This is a genomic window from Dietzia alimentaria 72 (assembly GCF_000226215.1).
Lineage (GTDB): Bacteria > Actinomycetota > Actinomycetes > Mycobacteriales > Mycobacteriaceae > Dietzia > Dietzia alimentaria.
In genome coordinates, this window is the sequence record NZ_AGFF01000006.1 from 1 (window position 1) to 14,406 (window position 14,406).

At 68.5% G+C, this 14,406-nt stretch carries 15 protein-coding genes and 1 tRNA gene; 10 read left to right on the plus strand and 6 right to left on the minus strand.

Annotation, left to right across the window (positions count from 1 at the left end):
• Nucleotides 1-264 precede the first annotated feature (264 nt).
• A complete protein-coding gene (locus tag ON04_RS02240; protein ID WP_010539947.1) occupies nt 265-1,806 on the plus strand; it encodes a DUF2339 domain-containing protein in 1,542 nt (513 codons plus the stop codon).
• Here ON04_RS02240 and ON04_RS02245 read toward each other — a convergent pair.
• Nucleotides 1,761-2,222 (minus strand): hypothetical protein, encoded by a 462-nt coding sequence (locus ON04_RS02245; RefSeq protein WP_029457518.1) that lies wholly within the window; start codon nt 2,220-2,222, stop codon nt 1,761-1,763. The two genes, ON04_RS02240 and ON04_RS02245, sit on opposite strands and share 46 nt — an antisense overlap.
• A gap of 185 nt (nt 2,223-2,407) precedes the next feature.
• On the opposite strand from ON04_RS02245, the gene ON04_RS02250 reads away from it, so the two are divergent.
• Nucleotides 2,408-4,867: a glycoside hydrolase family 65 protein gene (locus ON04_RS02250; RefSeq protein ID WP_010539948.1), complete on the plus strand. Its 2,460-nt coding sequence runs from the start codon at nt 2,408-2,410 to the stop codon at nt 4,865-4,867.
• On the opposite strand, the gene ON04_RS02255 is transcribed toward ON04_RS02250, so the two are convergent.
• A complete protein-coding gene (locus ON04_RS02255) occupies nt 4,854-5,393 on the minus strand; it encodes a PGPGW domain-containing protein (protein ID WP_010539949.1) in 540 nt (179 codons plus the stop codon). The genes ON04_RS02250 and ON04_RS02255 overlap by 14 nt on opposite strands.
• Nucleotides 5,394-5,481: 88 nt before the next feature.
• Here ON04_RS02255 and ON04_RS02260 point away from each other — a divergent pair, with 88 nt between their 5' ends.
• Nucleotides 5,482-6,783, plus strand: coding sequence for a cytochrome P450 (locus ON04_RS02260; protein ID WP_010539950.1), 1,302 nt, complete (start codon nt 5,482-5,484; stop codon nt 6,781-6,783).
• Between the two features lie 92 nt (nt 6,784-6,875).
• Complete coding sequence (locus ON04_RS02265; protein WP_010539951.1) at nt 6,876-7,487, plus strand: putative glycolipid-binding domain-containing protein; 612 nt, start codon at nt 6,876-6,878, stop codon at nt 7,485-7,487.
• 5 nt (nt 7,488-7,492) lie between these two features.
• On the opposite strand, the gene ON04_RS02270 is transcribed toward ON04_RS02265, so the two are convergent.
• A complete protein-coding gene (locus ON04_RS02270; RefSeq protein ID WP_010539952.1) occupies nt 7,493-8,449 on the minus strand; it encodes a prephenate dehydrogenase in 957 nt (318 codons plus the stop codon).
• A 36-nt stretch (nt 8,450-8,485) separates the two neighbouring features.
• Between ON04_RS02270 and ON04_RS02275 the strand changes: the two genes are divergently transcribed.
• The 4 genes from ON04_RS02275 to ON04_RS02290 all read left to right on the plus strand — a co-directional run bounded on the left by ON04_RS02275 (nt 8,486) and on the right by ON04_RS02290 (nt 9,974).
• Nucleotides 8,486-9,025: a tRNA adenosine deaminase-associated protein gene (locus tag ON04_RS02275; RefSeq protein ID WP_010539953.1), complete on the plus strand. Its 540-nt coding sequence runs from the start codon at nt 8,486-8,488 to the stop codon at nt 9,023-9,025.
• On the plus strand, nt 9,022-9,486 hold the full coding sequence (locus tag ON04_RS02280) for a nucleoside deaminase (protein WP_010539954.1): 465 nt from the start codon (nt 9,022-9,024) through the stop codon (nt 9,484-9,486). The genes ON04_RS02275 and ON04_RS02280 overlap by 4 nt, the downstream gene beginning before the upstream one ends.
• 128 nt (nt 9,487-9,614) lie before the next feature.
• Nucleotides 9,615-9,815 carry a CsbD family protein gene (locus ON04_RS02285; RefSeq protein ID WP_010539955.1) on the plus strand — a complete coding sequence of 67 codons (201 nt, stop codon included), beginning with the start codon at nt 9,615-9,617 and terminating at the stop codon, nt 9,813-9,815.
• 68 nt (nt 9,816-9,883) lie between these two features.
• A tRNA-Ser gene (locus ON04_RS02290) sits at nt 9,884-9,974 on the plus strand.
• An 18-nt stretch (nt 9,975-9,992) separates the two neighbouring features.
• Here the strand turns inward: ON04_RS02290 and ON04_RS02295 are convergent.
• A complete protein-coding gene (locus tag ON04_RS02295; protein WP_010539956.1) occupies nt 9,993-10,610 on the minus strand; it encodes a TetR/AcrR family transcriptional regulator in 618 nt (205 codons plus the stop codon).
• A 78-nt stretch (nt 10,611-10,688) separates the two neighbouring features.
• On the opposite strand from ON04_RS02295, the gene tgt reads away from it, so the two are divergent.
• Nucleotides 10,689-11,969: a tRNA guanosine(34) transglycosylase Tgt gene (gene tgt, locus ON04_RS02300; RefSeq protein WP_010539957.1), complete on the plus strand. Its 1,281-nt coding sequence runs from the start codon at nt 10,689-10,691 to the stop codon at nt 11,967-11,969.
• 61 nt (nt 11,970-12,030) lie between these two features.
• Nucleotides 12,031-13,293 (plus strand): cation:proton antiporter, encoded by a 1,263-nt coding sequence (locus ON04_RS02305; RefSeq protein ID WP_010539958.1) that lies wholly within the window; start codon nt 12,031-12,033, stop codon nt 13,291-13,293.
• A gap of 45 nt (nt 13,294-13,338) precedes the next feature.
• Here ON04_RS02305 and ON04_RS02310 read toward each other — a convergent pair whose 3' ends face one another.
• Together ON04_RS02310 and ON04_RS02315 are read right to left on the minus strand one after the other, a co-directional pair.
• Nucleotides 13,339-13,665 (minus strand): CHY zinc finger protein, encoded by a 327-nt coding sequence (locus ON04_RS02310; protein ID WP_010539959.1) that lies wholly within the window; start codon nt 13,663-13,665, stop codon nt 13,339-13,341.
• Nucleotides 13,662-14,372 carry a queuosine precursor transporter gene (locus ON04_RS02315; RefSeq protein ID WP_010539960.1) on the minus strand — a complete coding sequence of 237 codons (711 nt, stop codon included), beginning with the start codon at nt 14,370-14,372 and terminating at the stop codon, nt 13,662-13,664. Before ON04_RS02315 ends, ON04_RS02310 begins: the two co-directional genes overlap by 4 nt.
• Between the last annotated feature and the right edge of the window lie 34 nt (nt 14,373-14,406).

Here is a 14,406-nt window from a genome sequence, read left to right on the forward strand (position 1 = left end):
CCACCGCCGGCGCCAGGGCCCGTGCCACCGCCGGCGCCAGGGCCCGTGCCACCGCCGGCGCCAGGGCCCTGGCGGCCACCTCGCGCGAATGCACCCTGGCGGCCATCGCGCGCGAATGAACCCTGGCGACCGCCCGCACACCCGGGGAACCACGCGCCACCAGCAGGCCGGCCGCAGCTCCCGGATCAAGTGCCCACGGACCGGCCGGTGCATCCATCTGCGGGAGTGCCGCGGCGGAGAAGCTCACGCATCACCGCGGCAAGTGTGATCGCGGCGATCGGCGGATCGGTCATGCTCGCCGGCATCGCGTTCCTGCTGGTCGTGGCCATCCAGGCTGGGCTGTTCCCGCCGCTCGCGCGGGTGCTGGCCGCCGCGGTCCTGGCGGTCGTACTCATCTGGCTGGGACTGCTCCTGCAATCCCGTCACGATCCCGGTGCCGAGACCAAGGTCAATCCCGGTGCTCTCGCCCTAGTCGGCACCGGCCTGGCCGCGGCGATGCTGGATGTCATCGCCAGCACCACCCTCTACCTGTGGATCCCCGTCCCGGCCGCCTACATGTTCGTCGGCGGCCTCGCGCTCGCCGGGATGGTGTTGGCCCGACGCTGGCATTCCGGGTTGCTGGCCTGCCTCGTCTCGGCCGGCACGATGCTGCTGGCGCCCCTCATCTCGGACGGCATCGAGCTGCCGATCTTCATCGCCATCGTCGGACTCGCCACCGCGGCCCTCGCTGCCGACCTCGGAACGGTCGTCCGCGTGGTGTGGTCCGTCATCCCCGGACTCACACTGACGGGCTATCTCTCGCAGGCGGCCCTGCATAGTCGCGTCGAGCAGATTGCGCTCATCGTGACCGCACTCGTCTTTGCCGCTGTCGCTTTGGGGGTGGCCTGGTTCGACACCGTCCGCCGCAGCCCGGCCATCGAGAACGCCGCCCTCGTCGTCATCCCCACCGCCGTCCCCCTCGCCGTGCTGCCGGAAGTTCCGCTGCTCCGGCCGGGGTGGCCTCTCGGTCTGCTGCTCGCTGCGGTCGCGGCCTACCTGATCGTCGCGGTCCTGGCGGGCCGCGCCGGGCGGGACAAATCCCACGGGCTGCTCTGCGCCGTCTCGGGGGTGGTCGGGAGCGCGCTCCTTCTGCTGGCCTGGGTGGAACTGGGTGGGCGCGAGCTGACCGGATTCGCACTGACCCTGAGTGCTCTCGCCTACGTCGTGGCCGCAGGGCTGTGGGCGCGCCGATGGGTGGAGTGGGTCGCGGGGGCAGCCGCCGTGCTCGCGGTGCTCGTCCACGTGGGCGTCAACCAGCCGCATTTCGCTCTCAGTGCGCGTCTGGCGCTGCTGGAGTTCTCCTACTGGGACGTGGTCTCGGCGGTCGCCATCACCGCACTGGCGATCGCCGTCACGTGGTGGGCGCGTCGTCGACTAGCGGGTGAGTCGAGGCGCGTGGTCATGGTGGGCGCGGTCGTCGCGCTGGCGAGCCTGTCGGTGGCGGTGGTCGCGGCCGGTGTCGTGATCGGTGATCTGGCCGGAGCGGCACGCAACGGTTTTCTCGCCGCGCACCTGGTGGTGACCGTGCTGTGGGCCTGCTGTGCGGCCTGGCTGGTGCTCACCCCGAACCCGCGTATCAGCGACGCGCGAAGGCTCGGATTCATCCTGGGCTCACTCGCCCTGGCGAAACTGCTGTTGCTCGACCTGGCCACCCTGCCCGGACTGTTCCGTGTGTTGTCCTTCATCGCCGTCGGCGCAGTGATGCTCGCGGTGGCCGTGCGCTACCGCAAGGAGACCGAACCGTCGGGCAGTGGCTCGCCCACGTAGATCCGGATCGCGCGCGGTTCGGCGCCGGACATCAATACCTCGACCTCCGGATGGTCGGCCTCGTCCGGGTCGTCGGACGGCAGGCTCCACCGCACCTCTCCGGCATCGGTCAGTTCGCGTAGCGCCAGTCGCGTGGCCCGGACCCACCGCACGTGCTTCAGTGCGGGCTCGTCACGGAGTTCGTCGTCGGCCAGTCCCTCGCGGTCGCGCAGGTCGACCATGAGACGCTCGCCATCCGGCGCCTCGTACGCGGTGCAGACCCGGTCGACCAGCACGGACAGTGGCCACGACGGGCCGGAGCCGAGTAGGTCGATGATGATCATGCGAGCATCGCCGATCTGGCACGTCGTCGGTGTGGTGAGGACCTGGAGGCGGTCGGCGACGTCCTCGGTAATCTGGATGAGTTGAACGGTCATGATGACCCCCTGGGTGCGACGGAACGGTCGACAACAGGGCTCGCGGCGCGGCCCCGGCCGTCCCGACTGTGATGTAGATCATAGCGCAGAGGGGCGACTGTCGGGTCACCTCTAGATGACGATCTTCCAGGGCTTCGTCGCGAGACCGCCCTCGGCCGCGCCCACGTTGTGGTTGTGTCGCAGGAGTGAGCACTTCAACGAGCAGTCAGACACCCGCCGGCGACCGCGCGGTCCCACCGCCGGTTGGCGACGACGCCCTCACCCTGTCCTACATCGGCTTCGACGCCGACGACGAGGGGCTGCGCGAGACCCTCACCTCCACCGGCAACGGGTACATGGCCACCCGGGGCGCCGCCGAGTGGGAGGAGGCCGACGACGTCCACTACCCGGGCACCTACATCCACGGCCTCTTCAACCAGGCCACCACCATGATGGGCGGCGTCCCCGTCCACAACGAAGACCTGGTCAACCTCCCCAACTGGTTGCCGCTCAAGCTCCGCATCGACGGCGCGGAGGTCCTCCGGCTCGCGGAGGTGGAGATCCTCGACTACCACCATGAACTCCACCTGCCCACGGCCCTGCTCACCCGTCGGCTGCGGTTCCGGGACGCGCAGGGGCGCGAGACCGAGCTCGTGAGTCGACGGTTCGTGTCCATGGCGAGCCTGCACCACGCCTACCTGGAGTGGACGCTCACGCCGGTCAACTGGTCCGGCGAGGTGGAGGTGGTCACCGCGCTGGACGGCGGGGTCGAGAACGGCGGGGTGCCCCGCTACCGGGAATTGGCCCGGCATCACCTGCGTACCGAACGCACCGCCCGGTTCGAAACGGATGTGATGGGCCTCAAGACGCGCACCCGCCAGTCGGAGGTGTTCATCAGCGTGGCCGCCCGGACCCAGGTGTTCTCGGGGGAGACCGAGATCGAGGTCGAGCGGACGAACTACCAGGACGACGACTACATCCAGCAGACCCTGACGCTGGAGTTAAGCGAGGGGCGACCGACGCGGATCGAGAAGTCCGTGGCGATCTTCACCTCCCGCGACCCGGCGACCGGGGACACCCTCGTCCGCGCCCACCGGTCGGTGGCGAGGTCGCGCGGATTCGCGCCCGCCTACAACCACCACACCTCCTCGTGGAAGCGCCTGTGGCAGGGCTGTGATGTGGAGATCCTCGGCGACGCCGAGGCTCAGCACCTGATTCGCGTGCACATCAGCCACATCCTCCAGACTTGCTCTCACCACACCGCGGACCTGGACGCCGGCGTTCCGGCCCGCGGGATCAGCGGCGAGGCGTACCGCGGGCACGTCTTCTGGGACGAACTCTTTGTTTTTCCCTTCCTCACGTTCCGGACGCCCGACATCACCCGTGGCCTGCTCATGTACCGCTACCGGCGGCTGTCGGAGGCGCGCGCCGCCGCGCGAGAAGCGGGCTTTGAGGGCTTCATGTTCCCGTGGCAGAGCGGGTCGCTGGGCAGCGAGCAGACCCAGTCCATGCATCTCAACCCCATGTCGGGTAAGTGGCATGAGGACCTCTCCCACAACCAACGCCATGTCAGCGCGGCGATCTTCTACAACATCTGGCAGTACCTCACCATCACCGAGGACACCATGTTCCTTGAGTACCGCGGCGCCGAGCTCATGCTCGGCATCGCCCGGTTCTGGTCGTCGATCGCCCACTACTCGCCCGAGCGGGACCGCTACGAGATCCATGGCGTCATGGGCCCGGACGAATACCACGAGAAGCACCCCGGCGCCGACGAGGGCGGGCTGCGCAACAACGCCTACACCAACGTGTTCGTCGCGTGGATCTGCGACATCGCAGCCGGCCTGCTCGACCTCCTCCCGGCCCCGCGCGCCAACGCGGTCCGGGCCCGGCTCGAACTCCGGGACGAGGAGATCGTGCGATGGCGGGATATGAGTCGCAAGATGTTCGTGCCGTTCCACGACGGGATCATCAGCCAGTTCGAGGGGTACGACGAGCTGGAGGAGTTGGACTGGGACGCCTACCGCGCGGAGTACGGCAACATCCAGCGCCTGGACCGGATCCTCAAGGCCGAGGGCGACACGCCGGATCGATACAAACTGGCCAAGCAGGCCGATGCGGTGATGCTGTTCTTCCTGTTCAGCGACGAGGAACTGCGCCAAGTGTTCACGCGCCTCGGGTACGAGTTCCCCGAGGACGCCGCTCGTCGGACGATCGAGTACTACGACCACCGCACCTCCCACGGGTCGACCCTTTCGTACGTCACCCACGCCGGAGTGCTCGCCCGCTTCGATCCCGACAGCTCCTGGGAGAGGTTCAAGGTCGCGCTGGGCAGCGATGTGCACGACATCCAGGGCGGCACGACCCGCGAGGGCATCCACATGGGGGTCATGTCCGGAACGGTCGACCTCGTGCAGCGGTTCTACGCCGGGATGCGGGTCGAGGGCGGAATGCTGCACTTCGACCCGAACCTGCCGAGCGCCATCGACGGGGTCTCGTTCAGCATGACCTACCTGCGCTCGCCACTCACCGTGACGGTGATGACGGACGAGGTGGTGGTCCGTCACCGCGACGGCGTGATCGACGCGACCCCGGTACGAGTGAGCGTGCGGGGTGAGCAGCGGCTGATCGAGGTGGGCGGCGAGGAGAGGTTCAGTCTGACGTGACGTCCGTGCGGGCGCGGCGCCGCGCGGCTCGCAACCGGCGCCGTTCCTCGCGGCGCCGGTGGTCGTGGACCACCTCGGCCTCGTGGTCATACGGGTTGCCGCGGAACCGGCGGAACGCGTAGACGAGCAGCGCCAACCCGACCAGGCCCGAGAAGACGAGGGTGCCGCCGGTGCCCCAGCCGCCGATCAGCCACAGGTCGGGCGGGAGCGGCCACCAGGTCGGGACCGACGAGCCGATGCCCCAGAACAGGCCCAGTCCGACCAGCCATGCCACGCCGAGAAGCGAGCCCGCGATCTTGGGCCACGACTGGACGCCGTGGGAGGCGCCCTCCATGGCGAGACGCTTGACCGTGAGTAGCCGCCGGTCGAACCACTCATACTGCCGCGAGAGCACCACCGTCCCGGCGAAGAGCATGAGCAGCCCGGGGCCGGGGAGGAACAGTGCGGCGATCCCCAGGACGATGAGCGTCCATCCCAGAGTCTCGAGCGCGAGGCGTCTCGCCGCTACGTAGCCGAGTCTTCTCACCGGACCATGGTGACAGAAACGAGGACTCGTGGTGCGGTCCAGTAGGAATCGGGTACGAACCTGCTATGCCACTCGTACGGTGAGCGGCATGGACGACCGACTGCCCCCGGGCCCCCACCGCCTGCCCGCGCTCGTACAGGCCGTGCTCACCCTGGCCGCGCCCGCTGCACTCTTCCCGGCCGCGGCCAGAAGGTACGGCGTCCCGTTCTCGCTCAAGAACCTGCCCGGGGGACGGAAGATCATCGGGCTAGCCGACCCCGCGGACATCAAAGACGTGTTTGCCGGGTCGCCGTCGATCTTCCACGCGGGTAAGGGCAACGAACTCCTGCGCCCGATCCTCGGCGCCCACTCGCTCCTGCTCCAGGACGGTCACGACCACGCCCGAGCCCGGCGACTCCTGGCACCAGCGTTCGGTCGGCGCGAGATCGCCGGCTACCGCTCTCTGGTCGAAGAGGTCACCCGCCAGCAACTGGACCGCTGGCCGCGCTCCGGTCGGGTGCGCGCTCACATCCTGCTCAACCAGCTCACTCTGGAGGTGATCCTGCGTGTGGTGTTCGGCGTGACCGACTCCGACCGACTGGACCGGATACGGCCTATCGTGGCCCGGGCGGTGGACGCCGGACCGGTGGTGATGATCGGCATGAACTTCCCTGCCCTCCGGCGTTTCCCTCCGTGGAGCCGCGAAGTCCGCGACTTGGGGGCGATCCACGAATTTCTGGACGAGGAGATCGCGGCGGCGCGCCGGGACCCTGGGCTGGCTGAGCGTCGCGATCTGCTTTCTTTACTGGTCAGGGCCTCGTCAGAGGAGGCACGGGGACTTGCGGACGAGGAATTGCGGGACCAGCTGATCACCCTGGTTGCCGCGGGTCACGAGACCACCGCCACCGCCATGGCCTGGTCGATGCTCGAGCTCGCCCGGCATCCGGGCGTTCAGGACCGCTGCGTCGCCGAGATGGCGGAAGGCGGGTCCGAGTACATGGACGCCGTCCTCAAGGAGGCCCTACGACTGCACCCCGTGGTGCCCATGGTGCTGCGGGAGTTGCAGGAACCGGCCACCGTGGGAGGGCGCACCTATCCGGCGGGCACGACCGTTTCCCCGTTGATCGTCCTGGCGCATCGCCGGGAGGGGGCCTACCCGTCACCGCGCGAATTCGACCCGCAGCGATTCTTGGGAGACGTGCCCACGCCCACCACATGGCTACCTTTCGGTGGTGGCGCGCGCCGCTGCATCGGGGCGTCCTTCGCGATGATGGAGGGTCAGGTGATTCTGCGTCAGCTACTCGAGCGCTACCGGATCGATCAGGTGGGCAGCGGGCGCGAGTGGCCGCGCTCGCGCAACGTGACGCTGTACCCGTGGCGTCGGGCGCGAGTGGAGCTACGGCCCCGCTGACCGTGACTTCGAGCTCGGGAATTGGTCCACACCGGACGTCGTCGACGGGAGCGGATGTGCGTTTCCGCCCGGAGTTTCCTACCGTGGGGGCTGTGAACGCTTCTCAGTCGCCCTCGCCGCAGTCCGAAGCGCAGCGCGCCTCGGCCCCTCGCCTGTACACGTGGATCTCCGAGACCGGCAGACTGATCGAGCAGGTCAGAGTGGTGAGCAGGGGAGACGCCGCCCGCGCCCGTGGACGCATCGTCGCCGCCGCGCACACCGATCACTCCGCTTTCACCCTCGAATACGAGGCGGAGATCAGCTCCGATCAGGCCCTGCGCCGCGTCCAGCTGACGGTCACCACCGAGGACTACGAGCGCACGATTGACCTGACCTGCGACGCCGAGGGGGCCTGGCTCCTCGACGATCCCAGTGACATCCGCTCCCGAGTGGGCGGCGAGGGCGTGATGGACGTTGACATCACCTTGAGCGTGTTCTTCGCCAGCGTGATCATCCGCCGCCTGGGCCTGCACCGCCAGCAGGACTCCGCGGAGCAGCGGGTCCTGTCGGTGGACTCCATGACGCTTGAGGTGACCGAGGACTCGATCACCATGTCGAGCGACGGCGAACAGGTCCACGGCATCACCGCTACCGCCTCCACCAGCGCGACCGTGGATTCCGACGGCATGATCATCGACATTCCGGGCCTCAGCCGCCGGGTCTGACGCTCTCAGTCGGACAGAGTCACGGCGCTGCCCTGCGCCCCTGACGCCCGCAGCATCTCCAGCCACCCCGGCGCCCCTGGTCTGATCCCGGTGGCGAGATCATCGTCGTCATCCCGCTTCGCCTGCACGTCTTCGTAGCTCCGGCGCGCGTGGTGCCCGTCGTCGACGAGCGACCCCAGCGTCCCCTCCCGGACCAGGGACTCGCGCGCAGCACCCAGGTCGGCCAGGCATTCGTCTAACACGGTCAGTAGCGCGTCGCGGTTGGGTTCGCAGATCGCCCGCACCAGGTCGGGCGCGGTCCCGGCGACGCGGGTGCCGTCGCGGAACGAGCCCGCCGCCAGCGCGAGGGCCAGGTCCCCGCCACGTCCGCCGGACAGCGCGAGGGCCTCGGCCAGGACGTGCCCGAGGTGGGAGATGCGCGCCACTGCGGCGTCGTGGTCTGCGGAGGTGGCCGAGACGATGCGCGCCCCGCACTCCATGGCTGTGGCGGCGACGCGCGACCAGGTGTCGGGGTCGGCATCGGTGTCGGCGGCGACGAGCCAGGTGGCGCCGCGGAACAGGTCGGGGTCGGTGGCGCCCCAGCCAGAATTCGCGGTGCCGGCCATCGGGTGCCCGCCCACGAACCGCGCGTTCAGTCCGTGCCGCCGCACCGCATCCAGGACCGGCCCCTTGACGCTGATCACGTCCGTGAGCGCGACGTCCGGCGCGTGCTCGGCCACCGCGGTCAGGACCGCGTCGAGTGCCGGGAGGGGAACGGCGACGACGACGAGGGCGTCCCGTCGCGCGGCCCGGCGGAGAGTGAGTTCCAGATCTGTGGTCACGTCGAAGCCCGCGGCACGGGCGGCTTCCGCGCCGGGCGCCGACCGGTTCCACCCGAACGCCCGATCGGGTCCGAGGGCCCGCATCAGGGAGCCGCCGATCAGACCGACACCGAGCACACACACGTCCGTCACTGCCGTCACCTGACAAGGTTCTCACAGCCGACTACGGTTGAGCCCATGCCCAGCTCCTCCAACCGAAGCCCTCGTAACAGTGGGAGCCACGATGATGACGACGCCGTCACCGGCTACGCCCTCGGAGTCATGCAGGAGGGCGGCTCGTGGCAGATCACCCGTCTCGAGGATGCGGCGCTGACAAGCCTTGATGACGCGGCCCGGCAGGTCCGGGCGCTGCGTACCGAGGGCGCGTCCTTCGGAATGGTGGACGTGGACCACGAGTTCTTTGTGATCCTGCGCCCCGGCCCGTCCGGGATGCGGCTCATGCTGTCGGATGCCACCGCGTCGCTGGACTACGACCTCGCCGCCGACGTGCTGGACGAACTCAACGTGGACACCCCCGATCTGACCGACGATGAGCTCGAGGAGACCGACCCGTGGGGCGAGGGGGACATGGGCATCCTCGAGGATCTGGGGCTGCCGGCGGGCGTGCTGGAGATCATCGTCTCCGAGACCGACCTCTACGCCGACGAGCAGTTGCAGTCAGTGGCCGAGCGGATGGGCTTCGGCGAGGAACTCGATCGGCACCTGCCCGACTCGTGAGTTCGGTGCGCGCGGCGGACGAAGAGCTGATCAGGCGCGCTCTCGTCGTCGTCAAGGGGACTCCTGTCGAGGACGTTCCCGTCGGGGCCATCGTCCTGGGACCGGACGGCCGTGAGTTGGCCGCTGCCACCAACCGCCGCGAGGCTGACGGTGACCCGCTTGCCCACGCCGAGATCCTCGCCCTGCGCCAGGCCGCCGGCGAGTTACGCGATGGCTGGCGGCTCGAGGACTGCACCCTCGTCGTGACGCTGGAGCCCTGCACCATGTGCGCCGGAGCGGCTGTGGCGGCGCGGGTCGGCCGCATCGTCTTTGGCGCGTGGGAGCCCAGGACCGGTGCGTGTGGCTCATTGTGGGACGTGGTCCGCGACCGGCGGCTCGTCCACCGGCCCGAGGTGCGTGGGGGAGTGCTGGAGGACGAGTGCGCCGCGGTGCTCGAGGAGTTCTTCCGCGACCGGCGGTGATCCAAGCGACCGTTCAGCGTCCGGTGACCCGATTGTGACCGGCGACCGGTGGAGGCATCGCCGGTACGTCCGTACGGTGGAGATCAATAGGCGCCGGAACTCGGCGCCGCGATCGAGAGGAGCACCACATGGGAGTGGGAGACAAGTTCTCGAACAAGGCCGAAGAGCTGGGCGGCCGCGCCAAGGAGTCGGCCGGAGCCGCCTCGGGTGACCGTGATCTGCAGGCCGAGGGCCAGGCGGACCAGGGCTCGGCGAACCTCAAGCAGGGCGCCGAGAAGCTCAAGGACAAGGCCAACGACGTCGCTGACAAGCTCACCGGCAACAACTGATCACGTTCTGACCGGCCTGTTACCGGGCGATTTTCGCGCGGGGGCCAGCTTCTAGTAACGTACTCGGCGGTGGCGTGTCCGAGCGGCCGAAGGTGAAGCACTCGAAATGCTTTGTTGGGTAACCCCCAACCGTGGGTTCAAATCCCACCGCCACCGCCACGGGAAACCCCGGTCCTCCTAGAGAGGGCCGGGGTTCTTCGCATTTCTCGCGGCCGCGAAATCCGGCAGCATGACCACCGCGTGCAGGGTCGTGAGGGCTGAATCGATCACTGCCTCTTGGCGCTGGCCGGACTCCTCGCCCAGCAGCGCGAGTTCCTCGATCCCCGCCAGCCAGGCGCGGGTCAGAACAAGAGACATCGGATCCGGGTCGGACACGCCCAGGCTTTCGAGGATCCGCAGGCTGATGGTGCGGTGCATGTCGGCGACCACATGCTCGAGAGCCGGGTCCACCGATCGGCCGGAGCGCAGGACGGCGACGTAGTTGTCGCGGCGTCGCTGGATGTAGCGCACCAGTGCGGTGACTATGGCCCGTGTCCCGTCCTCGGCGCTCGTGCCCGCGGGTACTTCCGTCAAAGCCAGAACGTGGTCGGCCGCTTCTCGCACCACAGCCGTGAAGTAGTCCAGCTTCGTGGGGAAATAATGGAAGAGAAGGCTGCGGGAAACCCCGGCGCGCTCGGCCACGTCATCCATGGACAGGGCATGGAACGGCACGGTCTCGAGCAGCCGGACGCCCAGGACCACCAGCTGGCTTCTGCGTTTCTCGCGGGAAAGGCGTCGGCCGGTCGCGCTGGTCATCGCTCACCTCGTCATCGTCGATCCCCCTCATCCTAGGTCCGCCGCGGCGGAGTCGGACCGCCGTGCCACGATGGGGACATGCACGATGACGCCGCGACCTCCACCCGCTCCGCCACGTTCGATGTGGGGGAGCGGATGGTCCTCGACGGCACCGCGGGCGGCCGCACCGGCGTGATCCACACCCCGCACGGCGATATCGCCACGCCCGCGTTCATTCCGGTCGGCACCAAGGCCACCGTCAAGACGCTGACGCCCGAGCAGGTTCGCTCCACCGGCGCTCAGGCGGTGCTCGCCAACGCCTACCACCTCTACCTCCAGCCGGGGCACGACGTGCTGGACGCCGCCGGCGGGCTGGGCGAGTTCATGCGCTGGTCCGGGCCCACGTACACCGACTCGGGCGGGTTCCAGGTGATGAGCCTGGGCGTGGGGTTCAAGAAGGTGATCGAGATGTCCGCGGGGGCCACGCCGACTCCGGACGACTCGGCCACCAACAAGGGGCAGGGGCGGCTGGCGAAGGTGGACGAGGACGGCGTCACCTTCACCTCGCACCTCGACGGCTCCCGGCACCGCTTCTCGCCGGAGGTGTCGATGCAGATCCAGCACGGGCTCGGCGCTGACATCCTGTTTGCGTTCGACGAGCTCACCACTCTGATGAACACCCGTAAGTACCAGGAGAGCTCCGTCGAGCGGACACGCCGTTGGGCGCAGCGCTGCCTCGACGAGCACGAGCGACTGTCGAACGAGCGCACCCACCGGCCGGGGCAGTCCCTGTGGGGTGTGGTTCAGGGCGCCCAGTTCGAGGACCTGCGGCGGCAGGCCGTGCGGGGGCTGGTGGAGATGAGCGACCGCGCTGAGGACCAGGGTCGACGCGGGTTCGGCGGCTACGGCATCGGCGGCGCGCTGGAGAAGGAGAACCTCGGCACGATCGTGGGCTGGTGCACCGAGGAATTACCCGAGGACCGGCCACGCCACCTGCTGGGGATCAGCGAACCGGACGACATCTTCACCGCGGTGGAGAACGGCGCCGACACCTTCGATTGCGTGGCCCCTACCCGGCTCGCGCGGCACGGCGGCATCTACACCCTCGACGGGCGCGTCAACATGACGCGGGCGCAGTTCCGGCACGACCACAGCCCGCTCGACCCGGATGGCTTCTCCGAGGTCTCCCGCGAATACAGCCGCGCCTACATCCATCACCTGTTCAAGGCCAAGGAATTTCTCGGTCAGACCCTGCTGACCCTGCACAACCTGGCGTTTGTGGTGCGGCTGGTCGACGATGTGCGCGCCGCCATGGCCGCCGGCCCCGACGAGTACCTGGCGTACAAGTCGGAGTTCATGGGGCGGTACTACTCGGTGTGAGGGTGCGGGCTCCCACGGGGCCGGTGGCGCGACGGGCACGGGAGCGGTCACACTCTTTCTCGTGCCGAACACTGACCTGATCTACGCGGTGGTCGGAGCAGCGTTGGTGATCGGCTCGCTGCTTCCCCGACTGCTCACCCAGAAGATCCTGAGCGCGCCCATCGTCGTGGTGGGTGTGGGGATGATCATCGGCTGGCTCATGCCCGCGGAGTCCGGGCTCGTCGACGTGATCGAGCACGCGGAATTCGCGGAACGGATGGCCGAGGTCACCGTGATCGTGGCGCTCTACGGTGTCGGGTTGGCGCTGGACCGACCACTGAGCCTGCGTGGCTGGTCCACCACCTGGCGCCTCCTCCTGGTGGGGATGCCGCTGGCGATTGCCGGGGTCGCGTTTCTGGGCTGGTGGATTCTGGGCCTGACCCCCGTGGTGGCGGTCCTGCTCGGTGCCATCCTGGCCCCCACCGATCCGGTCCTCGCCGCCGACGTCCAGGTGGAGGGGCCGCGGTTCGGGGACGACGCCGGCGACGAACCCGACGAGGCCCGCTTCGCCCTCACCTCCGAGGCCGGGCTCAACGACGCGTTCGCCTTCCCGTTCGTCTATCTGGCCATCTATCTCGCGGCCAACAACGGCACGGGGACCTGGATCTGGTCCTGGTTGGCCTGGGACCTGGTGGGCAAGACCGCAATCGGCGCGGTGACCGGATGGCTCCTGGGCCGGCTGATCGGAGAAGCGCTCTACCGCCTGCACGTCGGGGACCACCAGCTCGTCGGCTACGCCGAACCGGCGGGCGCGGTGGCCACCCTGCTCACGGCGTACGGGGTGGGCGAACTCGTGGGAGGGTGGGGTTTTCTGGCGGTGTTCTGTGCAGCATTGGGTATGCGGTCGGCGGAACGAGGCGACGAGAAACATGCCCGTTTTCACGAGTACATCCAGAACACCGAGCACCTGCTCACCCTTCTGGTGCTCCTGGTGATCGGGGCCTCGTTCTTCGCGGATGCGGTCCCGCGTCTGCAGTGGTCGCACGTGGCTCTCGCGGCCGCGGTGCTCCTGGTGATCAGACCGGTGGCCGCAGGGATCTCCCTGATCGGCGACAAGCGACTCATTCGTGGCGAACGGTGGGTGGTCGCCGCGTTCGGCGTCAGGGGCGTGGGTTCGCTCTACTATCTCTGCTACGCGATGGCGTATTTCAGCAAGGACGACGGGTGGGATCTCTGGCCCGCCGTCTCCCTGGTGATCGTGTCGTCCATTGTGCTGCACGGCGCGGCGGCGACTCCTGCCATGAACGCGCTCGAGCGCTACCGCGAACGAGTCAGGGCAGTCTGAGCAGTCCACATGCTGCCCGGCCTCCCGTTGGGCACTCCTTTTGGCCTACTCGAAGTAGATCGAGTGATGGAGCGAGCAACCCGGATTGAACGCCGATCCGCACGCTGGGCACGAGTCGGCGTCCAGGTACTCGGTGATCGACAGTGTTGTTCGGCAGACGCCACACAGGATCGCGTGCGCGTCGAACCGGTCCTGCGGCCACGCCGAAACCGCGTGGTCGGCGGTCTCGGCGTGGCATCGGAAGCACGGGTAGAACTCGCCGCAGCAGTGGAAGCGGATCGCGATGACGTCGAGCGGGCCCGCGTAGTGGACGCAGCGGGTCTGGTCGTCGACGGTCGGGCCCAGGATCCGGACCGCGGGCTCGGAGGTCATGCTGCCGAGTCTGCCAGCGCCGCCTGGTAGGTGGGCTCACGCTTCTTGATCCAGCCGATCACCAGGTAGGTCACCGGAATGAGGACCGTCTCGACCAGCGTCTTCCACACGAAGCCGATCACCACGTAGTTCCAGTAGTCACCGGAACCGAGCACCATGCCCAGCGCGGGCGCGGCGATCGTGCAGAATACGAGCGTGTCAGCGAGCTGGCCGACCACCGTCGAGCCCCACAGGCGGGCCCAGAGGGACTGCTCGCCGGTACGGCGCTTCATCCACACCAACACATATGAATTGAGCAGCTCGCCCACCACGTACCCGGCCAGCCCGGCGAGGAAGAACTGCGGAACGACTCCGGCCACGGCCTGGAATGCGTCCTGGTTTTCATAGAACGGGGCGGGCGGCAGCTGCGTGGTGAGGGTGAACGTCAGCGCGGCCAGCGCGAGCACGGCGAACCCGGACAGGATGACGCGACGCATCGCCCTGAAACCGTAGACCTCACTGATCACGTCGCCCAGCACGTAGGCCAGCGGAAAGAGCAGGAAGGCGCCGTCGGTGACGAGTCCGTCCATCGAGAGGAACCCGAGTTCGACGCACAGGTCTGGGAAGAGGAGGACGCCCTTGGTCCCGGCGACGTTGCTGATGAGCATCACGCCGACGAACAGGGCGATGAGGTACCCGAAATACGGGCTGGCCACCGTGGCGAACACGGCCCGGCCGCGGGACTCGGAGTCAGAGGCCCCG

What these genes read in the sequence shown, in the direction of transcription:
- tgt (WP_010539957.1), top strand. Translation starts at nt 10,689, where the DNA reads ATGCACGATGACGCCGCGACCTCCACCCGCTCCGCCACGTTCGATGTG.
- ON04_RS02260 (WP_010539950.1), top strand. Translation starts at nt 5,482, where the DNA reads ATGGACGACCGACTGCCCCCGGGCCCCCACCGCCTGCCCGCGCTCGTA.
- ON04_RS02285 (WP_010539955.1), top strand. Translation starts at nt 9,615, where the DNA reads ATGGGAGTGGGAGACAAGTTCTCGAACAAGGCCGAAGAGCTGGGCGGC.
- ON04_RS02275 (WP_010539953.1), top strand. Translation starts at nt 8,486, where the DNA reads ATGCCCAGCTCCTCCAACCGAAGCCCTCGTAACAGTGGGAGCCACGAT.
- ON04_RS02245 (WP_029457518.1), bottom strand. Translation starts at nt 2,222, where the DNA reads ATGACCGTTCAACTCATCCAGATTACCGAGGACGTCGCCGACCGCCTC.
- ON04_RS02310 (WP_010539959.1), bottom strand. Translation starts at nt 13,665, where the DNA reads ATGACCTCCGAGCCCGCGGTCCGGATCCTGGGCCCGACCGTCGACGAC.
- ON04_RS02295 (WP_010539956.1), bottom strand. Translation starts at nt 10,610, where the DNA reads ATGACCAGCGCGACCGGCCGACGCCTTTCCCGCGAGAAACGCAGAAGC.